A 15953-nucleotide genomic window follows, 5' to 3' on the forward strand; every position below is an offset into this window, starting at 1 on the left:
AGGCGTTGAAACTTTTAGAAGTTCAAGGTGCGCTTATCCACGGCCAAAGCCGCTTCTTTGGTCGCTTCGCTCAACGAGGGATGTGCGTGGCAAATGCGTGCAATGTCTTCAGCAGAAGCTTTGAACTCCATCGCCACCACGGCTTCAGAGATCAACTCTGACACTTGTGGACCCACCATGTGCACGCCCAAAATTTCATCGGTCGTGGCATCGGCCAAGAACTTCACCATACCGGTGGTGTCGCCCAAAGCGCGCGCACGGCCGTTCGCGAGGAACGGGAACGTGCCAGCCTTGTACGCCACGCCTTGCTCTTTCAGCTGCTGCTCTGTGCGGCCCACCCAAGCGATTTCGGGGCTGGTGTAGATGACCCAGGGAATGGTGTTGAAGTTGACGTGACCGTGTTGGCCTGCGATGCGCTCGGCCACAGCAACGCCCTCTTCTTCGGCTTTGTGCGCGAGCATCGGGCCACGCACCACGTCGCCCACCGCCCACACGCCAGGAACGTTGGTTTTGCAGTCGCCGTCCACCACAATCGCGCCGCGTTCGTCGAGCTGCAAGCCAATCGCTTCTGGGTTCAGACCAATCGTGTTGGGCACGCGACCGATCGACACAATGAGCTTGTCTGCGTCGAGCACCACCGCTTCGCCTTTGGCGTTGGTGTAGTTGACGGTCACGCCCTTCTTGCCGTTGACGATCTCGCCGACCTTCACGCCCAACTCGATCTTCAAGCCCTGCTTGTCAAAAGCCTTCTTGGCTTCTTTGGCGATTTGCTCGTCCACCGCGCCCAAGAATGTGGGCAGGCCTTCGAGGATGGTCACCTCAGCGCCGAGACGACGCCACACAGAACCCATCTCCAAACCGATCACGCCGGAGCCGATCAAGGCTAGTTTCTTAGGCACAGCGCCCACGCGTAACGCACCGTCGTTGGACAACACGTTGACTTCGTCAAACGGTGTACCAGGCAACGCACGGGCATTCGAGCCTGTGGCGATGATGACTTGCTTGGCCGTGATGGCCTCTTCGGTTTTGCCAGCCACGTTGATGGTGTAACCGCCTTCGGCTTTGCCAGCAAAGCTGCCACGACCGTGGAAGAACGTGACCTTGTTTTTCTTGAACAAGTACAAGATGCCGTCATTGTTTTGCTTCACAACGTTGTCCTTGCGGGCAATCATCTTGGCCACATCCATCTTCACGTCCTTGGCTGTGATGCCGTGCTCTTCGAAATGATGGTTGGCATGCTCAAAGTGTTCGCTGGACTGCAGCAAAGCCTTAGAAGGAATGCAACCCACGTTGGTACAGGTGCCGCCGGGTGCGGGGCCACCGGCTGCGTTTTTCCACTCGTCGATACAAGCGACTTGGAAACCGAGTTGTGCAGCGCGAATGGCTGCGATGTAGCCACCGGGGCCACCACCAATGACGACGACGTCGAATTGTTTGCTCATAAAAATTTCTCTTGAAATGAACAACGCCCCCAAACTGGGGGCATTGAATGAAGATGAATTAGATGTCGAATAAGAGGCGAGCTGGATCTTCCAGCGCTTCTTTCATCGCCACCAAGCCCAAGACAGCTTCACGGCCGTCAATGATGCGGTGGTCGTAAGACATCGCAAAGTAGTTCATAGGGCGAACCACCACTTGGCCGTTTTCCACCATGGCGCGGTCTTTGGTCGCGTGCACGCCCAAAATCGCAGACTGTGGTGGGTTGATGATCGGTGTCGACATCATCGAACCAAAGGTACCGCCGTTGGAGATCGAGAACGTACCACCAGTCATCTCTTCGATGCCCAACTTGCCGTCACGCGCTTTCACGCCGAATTCAGCAATCTTCTTCTCGATTTCGGCAAAGCTCATTTGGTCGGCATTGCGCAAAATTGGCACCACCAAACCGCGTGGCGAACCCACAGCGATACCGATGTCGAAGTAGCCGTGGTACACGATGTCGTTGCCATCCACAGAGGCGTTCAACACGGGGAATTTCTTCAAGGCGTGTACTGCCGCTTTGACGAAGAAGCTCATGAAGCCCAGCTTGACGCCGTGCTCTTTTTCGAACTTCTCTTGCATGCGCTTGCGCATGTCCATGACGGGGGCCATGTTGATTTCGTTGAACGTGGTCAGGATGGCGTTGGTCGATTGCGATTGCAACAAACGCTCGGCCACGCGAGCACGCAGACGTGTCATGGGCACGCGTTGCTCAGGACGGTCACCCAATGACACGGAAGGTGCTGCCACTTGTGGCAAAGCCTTGGTCGGTGCGCCTGTAGGAATCACGCCAGCAGTGGACTGAACGCCACCGGCGACAGCAGACAACACATCACCTTTGGTGACGCGGCCGTCTTTGCCTGTGCCAGCCACAGAGCCAGCGGCCAAGTTGTTGTCAGCCATCAGTTTGGCAGCGGCGGGCATGGCTACGCCAGCTTTGCTGGTGGATGCAGCGGCAGCGGCTGCAGGTGCAGCAGCAGCGGGCGCTGCAGCAGCAGGTGCGGCGGCTGGGGCTGCAGCAACTGCGCCCACTTTGCCGTCGGTGTCGATCTTGGCGATGAGTTGCTCTGCGGTCACGGTGCCGCCGTCAGCGACCACGATTTCGCACAACACGCCAGCAGCAGGCGCAGGGACTTCGAGCACAACTTTGTCGGTCTCGATGTCGATCAAGATTTCGTCTGCAGCGACAGACTCGCCCACTTTCTTTTTCCATTGCAGCATGGTGGCTTCGGCCACAGATTCGGACAGCTGAGGAACTTTGACTTCAATGATTGCCATATCAATTCTTTCTGTATCTGGTATTTCGTTTCAACGATTTATTTGGTCAGCACAAAGCCCTTGAGCTTGGCGAATGCACCTTCGACGAGCGACTTTTGTTGCTCTTGGTGCAAGTGTGAGTAACCCACGGCTGGCGACGCAGAAGCGGCGCGACCTGAGTAGCCGAGCTTTTGGCCAGGCAACATGTTTTCGTGGATGTAGTGCTGCACGAAGAACCATGCGCCTTGGTTTTGTGGCTCGTCTTGCGTCCACACCAATTCAGTGGCGTTGGGGTACTTCTTGAGCTCAGCCGCGAAAGCTTTGTGTGGGAATGGATAGAGCTGTTCGACGCGCAAAATCGCCACATCGTCAGCGCCCAACTCTTCACGCTTTTTGACCAAGTCGTAGTAAACCTTGCCAGAACACACCAGCACGCGCTTGACCTTGTCAGCCTTGAGTGCTTTGTTTTCTGGAATAACGGTTTGGAAGCCTCCTTTGGTGAACTCAGACACAGGCGATGTCGCGTCTTTGTTACGCAGCAAGGACTTCGGCGTGAAGATGATCAAAGGCTTGCGCAAGTCGCGCACCATTTGGCGACGCAACACGTGGAAGATCTGGCTGGCCGTGGTGGGCTGCACGATTTGCATGTTGGTGTCAGCAGCCAATTGCATGAAGCGCTCAAGGCGTGCAGAGCTGTGCTCTGGGCCTTGGCCTTCGTAGCCATGAGGCAACATGACGGTCAAGCCATTCACACGGCCCCACTTCACTTCGCCCGAGGCGATGAACTGGTCGATCACCACTTGCGCGCCGTTGGCGAAGTCGCCGAACTGGGCTTCCCAAATCACCAAGGTGTTGGGATCGTTAGAGGCGTAGCCGTACTCAAAACCGAGCACCGCTTCTTCAGACAAGATCGAGTCGATCACGGTGAATGGCGCTTGGTTTTCAGTCACGTGTTGCAAAGCAACGTAAGTACCTGTGTCCCACTTTTCACGCTTTTGGTCGTGAATCACGGCGTGGCGGTGTGTGAACGTACCACGGCCGCAATCTTCACCTGACAAACGCACGGGGTAGCCGCTGGCCACCAAGGATGCGAAAGCCATATGCTCGCCCATGCCCCAGTCGACATTGATCTCGCCACGGCCCATGGCTGCGCGGTCGTCGTACACCTTCTTCACCAAAGCGTGAGGCGTCACAGAGTCTGGGATGGTGGTGATTCTTTCGGCCAAGCGCTTCCACTCGGTCATCGGAATGGCGGTGTCACCAGCGTCTGTCCACTTCTTGCCCATGAAGGGAGACCAGTCCACGGTGTACTTGGTCTTGAAGTTGGTCAAAACGGGATCGTCCAAGTGCTTGCCGGCGTCCAAAGCGGCGCGGTAGGCCTTGACCATCTCGTCGCCCAGCGTCTCACCCAAGCCTTGCGTAGCCAACTTGTCGGCGTACAGCTTGCGTGTGCCAGGGTGAGCGGCGATTTTTTTGTACATCAGCGGCTGAGTCAGCGCTGGGGTATCTTGTTCGTTGTGGCCCAACTTGCGGAAACACACGATGTCGATGACCACGTCCTTGCGGAAGGTCATGCGGTACTCGAGGGCCAACTGTGTGGCCAACACGACGGCTTCTGGATCATCACCGTTGACATGCAACACAGGCGCTTCGACCATCTTGACGATGTCGGTACAGAACACGCTTGAGCGCATGTCGCGTGGGTCAGAGGTGGTGAAACCGATCTGGTTGTTCACAATGATGTGCACTGTGCCGCCCGTGGTGTAACCACGGGTTTGGGCCAAGCACAAGGTTTCTTGGTTCACGCCTTGGCCGCCGAAAGCGGAGTCACCGTGGACCAACACGGGCAACACTTGGCTACCTGTTGGGTCAGCGCGGCGGTCCATGCGAGCGCGTACAGAACCTTCCACCACGGGGTTGACGATTTCCAGGTGAGAGGGGTTAAACGCCAAAGACAAGTGCACGGGGCCGCCTTTGGTGGACACATCAGAGCTGAAGCCTTGGTGGTATTTCACGTCGCCGGCTGGCAGGTCTTCGGGGGCGGTGTGATCGAACTCGGCAAACAAGTCGGCAGGCAACTTGCGCATGGTGTTGACCAACACGTTCAAACGACCGCGGTGGGCCATGCCAATCACAACTTCTTGAATGCCTTTGATACCGGCTTGTTCAATCAGCTCATCCATCGCAGCGATGAAGCTTTCGCCACCTTCGAGAGAGAAGCGCTTTTGACCCACATACTTGGTGTGGAGATAACGCTCCAAGCCTTCTGCAGCTGTCAAGTGCTCAAGGATGGTTTTCTTTTGGTCAGAGTTGAAGTTGGGCTTGCTGCGGATGCTTTCCAACTTCTCTTGCCACCAACGCTTTTCACCCATTTCTGAGGTGTACATGAACTCGGCGCCCAAGGTACCGCAGTAGGTTTCACGCAAAGCGTTGAGCAGCTCGCGCAAAGACATGCTGTTCTTGCCGAAGAAAGTGTTGCTGGTGTCGAACACGGTTTCTTGGTCGGCGTCGGTGAAGCCGTAGAAAGCGGGGTCGAGATCAGGAATATGAGGACGCTCGGTGCGCTTGAGTGGATCGAGGTCTGCCCAGCGTTGGCCCACGTTGCGGTAAGCGGCAATGAGCTGCTGCACAGCAGTGCGCTTGCGGCCCATTTCAGCGTTTTCGCTGGCCATGACAACTTTGGTGCCGCCGGCTTTGGCGCGTTCAGCAAACGCGTTGATGACGGGCAAGTGAGGCACGTCTTTGGCGTTAGAGCCATCGACTGCGGGCACATGTGACAACGCGTCAAAGTACTCGCGCCATGAATCGGGCACGCTGCCTGGGTTGGCTAGGTAGTTTTCATACATCTCTTCGACGTAAGGGGTGTTGCCCCCGAAGAGATGGGTATTGCCTGAATAGGCTTGGTAGACGGTTGTCTCACTCATTTTGCGCTGACCTCCGTTCCCCTGCAGGGAACATTAGTTGGTTGGAAAAAAACCTCTGCGACACGGCTGGACCGGTTAGCAGATGCGACTGTGATCAGGATTGACCTAGTGCATCCAAGATTGTGCCACCGAAACCTAGCCGTGTGCGCTTTTTCTTATTGTTATCGCGTCTTCAAGCCCCAAATCAAACGATTTGGTCTTTGATTTGTTGCAAAGCGGTTGGATCGTCGATGGTCGTCAAGTCACCTGGATCACGCTTTTCGCACACCGCTTGGATGGCACGGCGCAGCAACTTGCCGCTGCGGGTCTTAGGCAAGGATGTGACGAAGATCACGCGAGCAGGACGGGCCACAGCGCCGAGCTGACCGTCCACCACCTTCATGACTTCGGCTTCCAAAGCTTTGTGAGCGGCTTCGTTGGTCAAACCAGAAGCGTCCTTGGCAATGGCAAACGCCATGGCCACTTGACCTTTGAGCTGATCGGCCACACCCACCACCGCCACTTCAGCGATGTTGGGATGGCTAGAGATGCTCTCCTCGATTTCGCGGGTGCCCAAGCGGTGACCGGCCACGTTGATCACGTCATCGGTACGGCCCAAGATGAAGTAGTAGCCATCTTCATCACGCACAGCCCAGTCGAACGTGCTGTACACGAGCTTGTTGGGCACGGTCTTCCAGTAGGTGTTGACGAAGCGGTTGTCGTCACCCCAAATGGTTTGCAAGTTACCGGGAGGCAGTGGGCCTTCAATGGTCAACACGCCTTTTTGGTTGGCGCCTGTGAGCTCTTCGCCAGTTTGGTCGTCAACCAACTTCACGTTGTAGCCGTACACCGCCTTGCCGGGTGAACCAAACTTGCTCGGGGCTTTTTCAACGCCGTTGCAAATGGTCAAGATAGGCCAACCAGTTTCGGTTTGCCAGTAGTTATCGATGATGGCTTTGCCGTTGAGTCCTTCAGAAATCCACTTGGCGGTTGGCTCGTCCAAAGGTTCGCCAGCCAAGAACAAGGCCTTGAGTGTGGACAAGTCGTACTTGGTGAGCAATGCTGGGTCTTGCTTTTTGAGCACACGAATCGCCGTGGGTGCGCTGAACATGACCGAGACTTTGTACTTCTCTACCAAGCTCCACCAGATGCCGCCGTCTGGGCGGATGGGTAGGCCTTCGTACATGATGGTGGCCATGCCGCCAATCAGTGGGCCGTAGATGATGTAGCTGTGGCCCACCACCCAACCGATGTCGCTGGTACAGAAGAAGGTCTCACCAGGTTTGCCTTGGTAGATGTTAGGAATGCTGGCCGCCAATGCCACGGTGTAGCCACCTGTGTCGCGCTGCACGCCTTTTGGCTTGCCTGTGGTGCCCGATGTGTACAGGGTATAGCTGGGATGAGTCGACTCAACCCACTCGCAAGGCACCACCGCATCCATGTGCTTGGCACGCTCGGTGGCGTAGTCCACATCGCGGCCAGCCACTGGCGTGAAAGCCGCCAACTTGCGGTCCACCATGATGACGTTGCTGGGCTTGTGTGCCGACAAGTTGATGGCTTCGTCCAACAATGGCTTGTAAGGCACGCCTTTGCCACCGCGTGAACCCGCATCAGCACTGATGATGACTTTAGGCGAAGCATCTTCAATGCGAGTGGCCAAAGAATGAGAGGCAAAACCACCAAACACCACCGAGTGGATAGCACCCAAACGGGTACAAGCCAACATGGCAAATGCCGCTTCGGCAATCATGGGCATGTAGATCAAGACGCGGTCACCCTTGGTGACGCCCAAGTCTTTCAAAATCGCGGCCATGCGCTGCACTTCAGCGTGCAACTCGCGAAAGCTATAGGTGTGCTCTTGGTTGGTCTCGGTCGACACAAAGATCAACGCCGCTTGATCGGCGCGATCTTTCAAGTGACGGTCGACTGCGTTGTAGCAAATATTGGTTTTGCCACCCACGAACCACTTGGCAAAAGGCGGGTTGCTGTAATCGCAGATTTGTTGCGGCTGGGTTTCCCAGTCCACCAATTTGGCCTGTTCAGACCAAAAAGCATCACGGTCCTCAATCGAACGGCGGTGAAAATCTGCGTACGCAACCATCTATCTCTCCTAAAAACGAATCTGTACTGAATTCATAATTATGAGAAGGACGGACTTGCAACAAGCTGACTTTTCAGGTGGGTAGTTACCCTTTATTTCACCAAGGCTTGGATTTCTCTGAACGGGTCAGCCTCTGCGGTACGCAGCCATTCAAACAGCACCATCTCGGTCGTGACCAACTCAGCCCCAGCGCCAGCCAATCGGTCAAAGGCCGCATCGCGGTTGCGCTCAGTACGAGAACCGCAGGCATCCGTGACCACCCAAACGGAATACTCTTCTTCCAGCAAATCCAATGCGGTTTGCAGCAAGCAAATATGCGCCTCACAACCCGCAATCACAATGCTTTGACGGGTGGGCTCTTGCGGCACGGCCTTTTGTAAATGCTTAGGCAAGCTGCGGGCATTGCCAGCGGGTGCGCGTGCTGCCGGACGTAACAGTTCGCTCAATCCGTCCGCACAAGCACTAAAGCTCATCTTCGCAATGGTGCGGCGGCACAAGGCACGCAACTCTGCTGGGTTTTGACCCAGCTTGTCTGGGTTTTGCTCTGTGCCGTAGGTCGGCACTTCCATCCAATGCGCCGATTGCGCCAGACGCATCGCGTTGGCCAGCACCAAATCAGCTTCAAAAATGGCGGGCATCAGGCGGGCTTGGTAGTCCACCAGCACGAGTTGGGATTCTTGGTCGTCGAGCAACATGCAAGTTACAAAGTAAGTGAATGAATACGTCAAGTATCGACGATGCGAAACCCAGCACAAATCAAAAGCGTCTACTTTAGGATTAACCCTAATCAAATCAACAACTTACAAAGTTTTTGTGATCATTTTTCACAGGAAACAAGTTAGAATGGCGAGTTATGTTGAAACGTCTCCTCCTCATCCTTTGCTGCGTCGCCAGTGCACATGCTGCACCGTCGAACAATGCGGCAGACGATATTGAGCGCTATTTGGCCGAGCGCGGCATCGTCGCGCAAATGGACCAGATGCGTCAATCGGTGGGAGATAAGGCCTCTGATTTGGTCGGTAACGCCATGACCTTCTTGGGCGTTCCTTACCGTCGCGGCGGAACCAATGCAGCCACAGGCTTTGACTGCAGCGGTTTTGTACGCTCCATGTTCGAACAAACTGTGGGCAAAGTACTGCCCCGCCGCGCCAGCGAGCAAGCAGCAGTCACAGAAAAAATCGACAAACAAGACCTGAAGCCTGGCGACTTGGTGTTCTTCAACACCATGCGTCAAACCTTCAGCCATGTAGGGATTTATGTGGGTGATAACAAGTTCATTCACTCACCTCGCCCCGGCAAGCAAGTCCGCGTCGAAGATATGCGTGATGCTTATTGGGAGCGTCGTTTTACGGGCGCGCGCCGCGTGCCTGCAACTGGCAACGACAACTAAACCTTTCGGCTTGAGGCATTAAAACCGCTCACCTTCGGCAAGGTAGCGCCAAGCGCCCTCTTCTAAATCCCCCAAATTCACACGCCCCATGCGGATGCGGCGCAATGCCAAAATTTCCAAACCTGCAAGTTCACACAGGTAAACCGCTAGACCCAGGTGCGAGCCTTTCACCGCCAAGCGCAGCTTGCTGCGATCGCGCTTGCTGCTGTTCACGCTGATTTTGAATTCGGGCAAACGCATGCGCTCGTCGCGCATGGCACGTTCAATCGGACGCAAGGCGTCAGGCATCACTTCACCACGTACGTCCACGATCAGCTCTTGCTCGATGAAGGCCATGTCCTCGATCAATTTGCGCTGCACCCGAAAGTCTTGGGTAAACACGATCAATCCTGTGGCTTCGTACTCCAACGGCACACTGGCATCTAGCTTGGTCAAATGACTTTTTAAGAAACGCACACCACTGTGGTCATACTTGCTGTGGCGCTCCAGTGTGAGCAAGTTGCGTACGTCTTGGGAGCCTCTGGGAGCAGGCTCTAAGCCATCCGTCCACCCCGCAGGCTTGTTCAAAATCAATGTGACCGACATGAGGTTGAGCAAACTCGCATTTGCATCGATGGTCACTTTTTGTGTGGTTACGCGATGCTGCGGCTCCTGCACCACCACCCCCTCCACACGCACAAAGCCGGCCTCTATGTACTGCTCTGCGTCACGGCGTGAACAGTCGCGCAGTTGCATGACACGTTTGGAAAGGCGTTCGCCTTCGGTTGGGCGCTTGGCCATGGATTTGCTGGAATTCATAAGGGCTGAATCCTCCCACAGTTAATCGTTGTATCGTTCAGCCATTCAGCTCTTTGTGGAGAGATTTCGTTGAACTTGGCTCATTTACTTCAGCGCATGGCGCGACAGTTCCCCAACCGCGCGGCTATTTTTCACGGCACACAGGCTGTGGCAACTTACGCGCAATGGGCGCAACGCTGCGCGCATTTGGCCCAACAATTTAAAGAGGCCGGCTTGCAGCCCGGCGATCGCATCGCCCTGTTCATGCACAACCATCCACGCTACCTTGAGGTGCTATTTGGCGCATGGTGGGCCGGTCTGGCCGTGGTGCCTATCAATGCCAAGTTGCATGTGCGCGAAACGCAATGGATCCTCGACAACGCACAAGCCAGTTGGGCCTTTGTGACATCCGACATCACCACCGATACAGAGCAACAACTCACGGGCTTGCAACGCGTCATTGATGTCGACAGTGCGCAAGCGAATGAGCTATGGGCCATGCCTACCGCAAGCGATGAGCCCCCTGCAAAACCCATCATCGAACGGGAGTCAAACGACCTTGCTTGGTTGTTTTACACCAGCGGTACTACGGGCCGCCCTAAGGGTGTGATGATCACCCACCGCAATTTGATGACCATGGGCCTGGCCTACTTCACCGATGTGGATGCGGTGGCTGCGCAAGATGCCATCGTCTACGCCGCCCCCATGTCACACGGCGCAGGCTTGTACGCCATCCCACATGTGATGGCTGGCGCACGCCATGTGGTTCCCGCGTCTGGTGGTTTTGACGCAGCGGAGTTGTTTGAACTCGGACAGTCTGTTGGGCCACTCTCCATGTTTGCCGCACCCACCATCGTCAAACGCTTGGTCGACCACGCCGAACACACATCACTCACACCCACAGACTGTGCACGCGCCTTCAAGACCATCGTTTATGGCGGTGCCCCCATGTATGCCGCAGACATTCAGCGCGCCCTGCGCATCATGGGGCCTCGTTTTGTGCAAATCTATGGTCAAGGTGAAAGCCCGATGGTGGGCACGGCGCTCTCTCGCTTTCATTTGAGCGACACCACACACCCCGAGCACGCGCAACGCTTAGCCTCGATCGGCGTGGCACAAACACCGGTACAAATCCGCATCACCGATGAACATGGCAATGACCTGCCCTTGGGCGAAGTGGGTGAAGTGCTCATCCAAGGCGACAGCGTCATGGCCGGTTACTGGCGCAACCCAGAAGCCACGCAAGCGGCCATTCGCGATGGCTGGTTGTTCACGGGTGACATGGGTTGCTTAGACGCGCATGGTTTTCTCACGCTGAAAGATCGCAGCAAAGACCTCATCATCAGCGGCGGCTCCAACGTGTACCCACGCGAAGTAGAAGAAGTACTGTTGCAAGCCCCAGGCGTGAGCGAAGTGGCTGTGGTGGGCGCACCTGACCCCGAGTGGGGTGAAGTCATCGTCGCTTTTGTGGTGGCGCAACCAGGCAGCACCGTTAGCGCCAAAGACCTAGACGCTTACTGCCTTAACGAAATCGCCCGCTTCAAACGCCCCAGGCGCTATGAATTGGTCGACAGCTTGCCCAAAAACAACTACGGCAAAGTACTCAAAACAGAGCTGCGCCAAAGACTCGCCCAGTCCTAGTGGTATCGTGCTGCCCCATGCAGACACAAATAGACCACCTCGTCATCGTTGCCAAAAATTTAGAACAAGGCGTGCAATGGTGCGAAGCCACTCTGGGCATCACGCCTGGACCCGGCGGCGAGCACACGCTCTACGGCACACACAACCGCTTGTTCAAGGTTGCATCCCCCGCTCACCCGATGGCCTACGTCGAAATCATCGCCATCAACCCAGCTTCTGTACGGCCCAAACGCGCTTGCCCCACTCGCTGGTACGACATGGACAACCCAGCCCTGCAAAAAGCCGTAGCCAAAGAGCCGCGCTTGGTCCACTTTGTGGTCAACACCCCCGACATCCGTGCCGCACGCATGGCCATTCGCATGCAAGGCATCGACCGCGGCCCCGCTATCCCCTGCAGTCGCCGCACCAACCGTGGCACGCTCAATTGGCAAATTTCTGTGCGCGCGGATGGACAGCGTTTGTTCGACGGCTGTATGCCCACGCTCATTCAATGGGGCAAGCCCGATGCCACCGACCCGCTGAAGCTACACCCACGCAACACCCTCACTCGCTCGGGTGTGACGCTACAAAGCATTGAAGTGAACCACCCTAGTGCAGACAAATTGCAGGGTGCTTATGACGCGATTGAACTCAAGCACATCGCAGTGACCGAAGGCCCCGCGAATTTGAAAGCCACCTTGCAAACCCCCAAGGGGCTGGTTGTTTTGTCCAGCAACGGCATTTGAGCAACTCGCTTGAATCGCCCGGCCTATTCACTCATCCCTCCTCGGGCAACGTTGCCAGCAGCACCAGACCCGCCGTCATCACAAAAGCCGTCAACCACAGCGCACCCTTAAACGTGCCGGTGGTCTGCGCCATATGACCTGCAATCACGGGGGCTAGGATTTGCGCAACGCCATAGCTCAGCGTGAGCTTGGCCATCGCTTTGCCTGGGTTGTTAGGCGCCCTGCGTCCTACCAAAGCCAACGTCATGCTCACAATGCCAATAAAAGTTGCGCCATAACCCACAGCACCCGCCAACGCGGCCCACAACGCACCCGACATCGCGGGCAACATGACCGAGAGCGTTTGCAAACAAAACGCCAACAGCAAAGCCCGCTTGTCACCCACACGCCGCGCGACCAAATCCCAAATGAAAACTGCTGGCATGGCCGCCATGCCGACCATTGCCCAAGCCAATGGGCCTTGACCTGCTAGTGCTGGCTCGCGCTCGACAATTGCCACGGTGAATGTGGCGCTGATCACAAATCCCCAACCCGCCGCAAAGTAGCTGGTCAACATCGTCCACGCCCAACGGCGTGAGCCCAAGCCTGCTGCAGGTGCTGCGTCATGCGCCACCACCACCTGCGGCGGCACAGGCGGACGCCACTTCCAAGCGGGCACAAAAAACACCAAGCCCAGCGCGGCAAACGCTAGCCATTGGTCCGACCATATGGGCCACACCTGCGACAAGCCCCACGCGCCCATGGCCGACACCACAATGCCCAGGCCTAAACCAATGAAATACAAACCGAGCTCAGGCCGGCGGCCTTGGCGCATGAGCCAACCCAACACCAAGCCAGAGCCCAACAACATGCCGGTTGCGCCGCACAAGCCACCGATGTAGCGAATCAAAGCCCAGGCAGGCATCCAACTGGTCAGCGCCATCGCAGCCACCGTGATCAAGGCCATCCACAAACCCGCGCTGTAGAGCCAATGCCGCCAGCGCACATCGTCAATCCATGTGGCCGCTAACGCACCGCTCATGTAACCGGCGTAATTGATGGCGGCCAAACCACCTGCGGCGGCATCGGTCAATCCCGTTTGGGCTTGAAGGCTTGGCAACAGAGGCGTGTAAGCAAAGCGAGCCAAACCGATGGTCAGCACCAAGCCGCAAATGCCGCCTGTGATGACTTGCCAAGGATGAAGGTGTTTATTTTGCAAACCAAGCATCTATGTCTTTGGGGCTGGTCAAGGTGCGCACATACATGTAGGCATCCTCTGCCTCGGGGTAATGCTTGCGCAAAAAATTCAACCACTGCTTCAAGCGCCCTGCTCTGTGCCGCTCGCTCACATGGCCCGACACAATTTGCCAAAACGTGTATAGGTGCGGCGGCAGATCTTGCCATTGAACTGGCACAGAGGGTGCGGGCAAACCTTGCGCTGCAGCGTCGTGCGCTTGAATGGCCCAGCCCAGTCCGGGGTTCGCAACCATGCCTCGCCCCAACATCAAGTCAAAGCAACCCGACTCAGCACGTGCTTGCAAGGCATCTTGCACATTCCAAATTTCGCCATTCGCCACCAACGGTGTTTTCACCTTGGCCTTGATATCTGCAATGCGGTGCCAATACGCGGGCGGACGATACGCGTCAGCCTTGGTGCGGGCGTGCACCACAATTTCGCTGGCCCCGCCCGCCTCTAAGGCCAAGGCGCATTCTTCGGCAGTGCTGTCGTCGTTGAAGCCTAAGCGCATCTTGGCCGACACCACTTGGTGGGCTGGCACTGCAGCGCGGACGGCTCGCACGATTTGGTACAGAACCTCTGGGTCTTGCAGCAGCACCGAGCCACCGCCGTGGCGATTGACCTGTTTGGCGGGGCAACCAAAGTTGAGGTCCACCCCATCGCAGCCCATGCCAGCCACACGCGCGGCGTTGTCAGCCAAACACTGGGGGTCTGACCCCAATAACTGTGGGCGCACAGGCACGCCCGCAAAGGTGCGGCCACCGTTGGTTAGCTCGGGCACGATGCGCAAAAACGTGCGCTCGGGCAGCAAGGTGCCGCTGACACGGATGAACTCCGACACACAACGGTCCACCCCGCCAATGCGGGTCAGCACGTCGCGCAGCACAAAGTCGAGCAGGCCCTCCATCGGGGCAAGAATGAGCATGGATTTGGGAGTTAGACAAAGAAGGCTGCACGCAGCGAAGGCATTACTCTACCCAACTCTGAGCCGCGCTAGATTTACTGGGACAATAGCGGGCTTTACTGAAATCTGAATTGTTCCCCGAATGTCCAACCTGACAACTGTTGAAGTCCGTCCCGCCACGATGCGCGACGCCGCCAAAATCGCCGAGCTGTACGCAGCCACCGCCAAAGAAGCTTTCAAAACCATGCAAACGGGCAGCAAAGTCTTGCCCGTACCCGAAGAAAAAAACACCGTTTACTGGCGCGAAGCTATTGAATTTGCTGAACCCCAAGTGCAAGTTGCCGTGGACGGCAGCAAGATTGTGGGCTTTGTGGGCTTTGACCGTTCACGTGACAAAGGCACGCCCAACACCATGGGTGAAATTTGGGACATCTATGTCGATGCCGCTTACTGGGGCCAAGGCGTAGGCCTGGCGTTGTGGGATGCTGCCCGTGAAGGCCTGCAAGACGAAGGCTGCACCCATGTGTCTATCTGGGTGCCCATCGCCAATGACCGCGCCATGCGCTTTCACGAACTGGCGGGTTTCAAACGCGAAATGTCGAGCGCCAAGACTGTGCCCATGGGCCCTGTCAAGGTCGAAGAGATTCGCCTAAAGCAATCGCTTTAATTTCTCAACCGCTGTCATTCACCAAGAGTTTCACGTGTCTGAACACTACGCCGCCTTAGGTCTCAAAAGCGATGCCTCGCTGTCGGACATCAAACGCGCGTTTCGCCAAAAAGCCTCGCAGTTTCACCCCGACCGCAACAGCGACCCCGATGCACCTGCACGTTTTCGTGAGGTGCAAGAGGCCTATGACGTGCTGTCAGACGACGACAAACGCAAAGCCTATGACGACAACCGTCGCCGTAACTTATTGGACGACCCCGCGCAAACTGCACGCGAAATTTGGGGCGCGTATTTTCAGCAAGTGCTAAACCGCTCCTAACTCGCACGTACTGGCACAGGCCCACACACCATGAGCATTTCTCCCTTTTTCCAAGAACTGCGCACGGCTTACCAAGCCGAGCTGGACGATCTGAACTCAGATTCAGAAGGCCACTACATCCTCGACAAGCGTTTGGCTGAAAAGCGCCAAGAGCTAGAGTTCCTGTTGCAGATGATGGATCTCAGCCCCGAGATGGTGGCTGTGGTGTTGCACCAAGCGTTTGAATTCCATGAGCCTGAGTTGATGGACCACTTCATCACCTTAGACGCGGATGATTTGCTGAGCTGGGACACCTTGTCTGAAGGCGTGCGCATTGCACCTTGGGCACAACCCATCGTCGACAAAATCTTGGCCGAGCCTGTGGGCGCTTGGTTCATGAGCGTGGCCGCAGCCCTGGAGTACATGCACGGCACGCCGATGCGACGCAGCACGGGTGCCGCCGATGCCGATGAAGACTTGGAAAACGTCGAACGCGGCGACCAAGCCGAATCGGACGAAGAGCGCGAGGCCCGCGAACGCGAAGAAGCAGGCAACGCGTGGATGGTTGAACAAGGCTTCGACAGCAAAGAATAAA

The 15953-nt window shown here is 56.5% G+C and carries 14 protein-coding genes; 6 read left to right on the forward strand and 8 right to left on the reverse strand.

What is annotated here, in order from left to right:
- Window positions 1-14: 14 nt before the first annotated feature.
- The 5 genes from lpdA to QMG27_RS07000 all read right to left on the reverse strand — a co-directional run bounded on the left by lpdA (window position 15) and on the right by QMG27_RS07000 (window position 8435).
- Window positions 15-1442 (reverse strand): dihydrolipoyl dehydrogenase, encoded by a 1428-nt coding sequence (lpdA, locus tag QMG27_RS06980; protein ID WP_281810347.1) that lies wholly within the window; start codon window positions 1440-1442, stop codon window positions 15-17.
- Between the two features lie 58 nt (window positions 1443-1500).
- The gene (gene odhB, locus QMG27_RS06985) at window positions 1501-2757 is read right to left on the reverse strand and encodes a 2-oxoglutarate dehydrogenase complex dihydrolipoyllysine-residue succinyltransferase (protein ID WP_281810348.1); all 1257 of its coding nucleotides are present in this window, start codon (window positions 2755-2757) and stop codon (window positions 1501-1503) included.
- Window positions 2758-2795: 38 nt separating this feature from the next.
- Window positions 2796-5660 carry a 2-oxoglutarate dehydrogenase E1 component gene (locus tag QMG27_RS06990; protein WP_281810349.1) on the reverse strand — a complete coding sequence of 955 codons (2865 nt, stop codon included), beginning with the start codon at window positions 5658-5660 and terminating at the stop codon, window positions 2796-2798.
- 184 nt (window positions 5661-5844) lie between these two features.
- A complete protein-coding gene (locus tag QMG27_RS06995) occupies window positions 5845-7740 on the reverse strand; it encodes a propionate--CoA ligase (RefSeq protein WP_281810350.1) in 1896 nt (631 codons plus the stop codon).
- A gap of 92 nt (window positions 7741-7832) precedes the next feature.
- Window positions 7833-8435 carry an isochorismatase family protein gene (locus QMG27_RS07000; RefSeq protein WP_281810351.1) on the reverse strand — a complete coding sequence of 201 codons (603 nt, stop codon included), beginning with the start codon at window positions 8433-8435 and terminating at the stop codon, window positions 7833-7835.
- Between the two features lie 158 nt (window positions 8436-8593).
- On the opposite strand from QMG27_RS07000, the gene QMG27_RS07005 reads away from it, so the two are divergent.
- Window positions 8594-9130, forward strand: coding sequence for a C40 family peptidase (locus QMG27_RS07005; RefSeq protein WP_281810352.1), 537 nt, complete (start codon window positions 8594-8596; stop codon window positions 9128-9130).
- Window positions 9131-9148: 18 nt separating this feature from the next.
- On the opposite strand, the gene QMG27_RS07010 is transcribed toward QMG27_RS07005, so the two are convergent.
- Entirely contained in the window at window positions 9149-9928 is a 780-nt protein-coding gene (locus QMG27_RS07010; protein WP_281810353.1) for an RNA pseudouridine synthase, read from the reverse strand.
- Between the two features lie 69 nt (window positions 9929-9997).
- On the opposite strand from QMG27_RS07010, the gene QMG27_RS07015 reads away from it, so the two are divergent.
- On the forward strand, window positions 9998-11548 hold the full coding sequence (locus QMG27_RS07015; protein WP_281810354.1) for an AMP-binding protein: 1551 nt from the start codon (window positions 9998-10000) through the stop codon (window positions 11546-11548).
- A 17-nt stretch (window positions 11549-11565) separates the two neighbouring features.
- Entirely contained in the window at window positions 11566-12273 is a 708-nt protein-coding gene (locus tag QMG27_RS07020; RefSeq protein WP_281810355.1) for a VOC family protein, read from the forward strand.
- 31 nt (window positions 12274-12304) lie between these two features.
- Here QMG27_RS07020 and QMG27_RS07025 read toward each other — a convergent pair whose 3' ends face one another.
- Together QMG27_RS07025 and QMG27_RS07030 are read right to left on the reverse strand one after the other, a co-directional pair.
- Window positions 12305-13471 (reverse strand): YbfB/YjiJ family MFS transporter, encoded by a 1167-nt coding sequence (locus tag QMG27_RS07025; RefSeq protein WP_281810356.1) that lies wholly within the window; start codon window positions 13469-13471, stop codon window positions 12305-12307.
- Window positions 13461-14414 carry a tRNA-dihydrouridine synthase gene (locus QMG27_RS07030; RefSeq protein WP_281810357.1) on the reverse strand — a complete coding sequence of 318 codons (954 nt, stop codon included), beginning with the start codon at window positions 14412-14414 and terminating at the stop codon, window positions 13461-13463. The genes QMG27_RS07025 and QMG27_RS07030 overlap by 11 nt, the downstream gene beginning before the upstream one ends.
- Window positions 14415-14544: 130 nt before the next feature.
- On the opposite strand from QMG27_RS07030, the gene QMG27_RS07035 reads away from it, so the two are divergent.
- From QMG27_RS07035 to QMG27_RS07045, 3 genes are read left to right on the forward strand one after another with little or no spacing between them, the layout of a single operon-like run.
- Complete coding sequence (locus QMG27_RS07035) at window positions 14545-15060, forward strand: GNAT family N-acetyltransferase (RefSeq protein ID WP_281814555.1); 516 nt, start codon at window positions 14545-14547, stop codon at window positions 15058-15060.
- A gap of 34 nt (window positions 15061-15094) precedes the next feature.
- On the forward strand, window positions 15095-15379 hold the full coding sequence (locus QMG27_RS07040) for a DnaJ domain-containing protein (protein ID WP_281810358.1): 285 nt from the start codon (window positions 15095-15097) through the stop codon (window positions 15377-15379).
- Window positions 15380-15409: 30 nt separating this feature from the next.
- A complete protein-coding gene (locus tag QMG27_RS07045; protein ID WP_281810359.1) occupies window positions 15410-15952 on the forward strand; it encodes a hypothetical protein in 543 nt (180 codons plus the stop codon).
- Window position 15953 lies beyond the last annotated feature (1 nt).

The organism is Limnohabitans sp. MORI2, assembly GCF_027925025.1.
Lineage (GTDB): Bacteria > Pseudomonadota > Gammaproteobacteria > Burkholderiales > Burkholderiaceae_C > Limnohabitans.

What these genes read in the sequence shown, in the direction of transcription:
- QMG27_RS07030 (WP_281810357.1), bottom strand. Translation starts at nt 14,414, where the DNA reads ATGCTCATTCTTGCCCCGATGGAGGGCCTGCTCGACTTTGTGCTGCGC.
- odhB (WP_281810348.1), bottom strand. Translation starts at nt 2,757, where the DNA reads ATGGCAATCATTGAAGTCAAAGTTCCTCAGCTGTCCGAATCTGTGGCC.
- QMG27_RS06990 (WP_281810349.1), bottom strand. Translation starts at nt 5,660, where the DNA reads ATGAGTGAGACAACCGTCTACCAAGCCTATTCAGGCAATACCCATCTC.
- QMG27_RS07045 (WP_281810359.1), top strand. Translation starts at nt 15,410, where the DNA reads ATGAGCATTTCTCCCTTTTTCCAAGAACTGCGCACGGCTTACCAAGCC.
- QMG27_RS06995 (WP_281810350.1), bottom strand. Translation starts at nt 7,740, where the DNA reads ATGGTTGCGTACGCAGATTTTCACCGCCGTTCGATTGAGGACCGTGAT.
- QMG27_RS07020 (WP_281810355.1), top strand. Translation starts at nt 11,566, where the DNA reads ATGCAGACACAAATAGACCACCTCGTCATCGTTGCCAAAAATTTAGAA.
- QMG27_RS07000 (WP_281810351.1), bottom strand. Translation starts at nt 8,435, where the DNA reads ATGTTGCTCGACGACCAAGAATCCCAACTCGTGCTGGTGGACTACCAA.
- QMG27_RS07010 (WP_281810353.1), bottom strand. Translation starts at nt 9,928, where the DNA reads ATGAATTCCAGCAAATCCATGGCCAAGCGCCCAACCGAAGGCGAACGC.
- QMG27_RS07005 (WP_281810352.1), top strand. Translation starts at nt 8,594, where the DNA reads ATGTTGAAACGTCTCCTCCTCATCCTTTGCTGCGTCGCCAGTGCACAT.
- lpdA (WP_281810347.1), bottom strand. Translation starts at nt 1,442, where the DNA reads ATGAGCAAACAATTCGACGTCGTCGTCATTGGTGGTGGCCCCGGTGGC.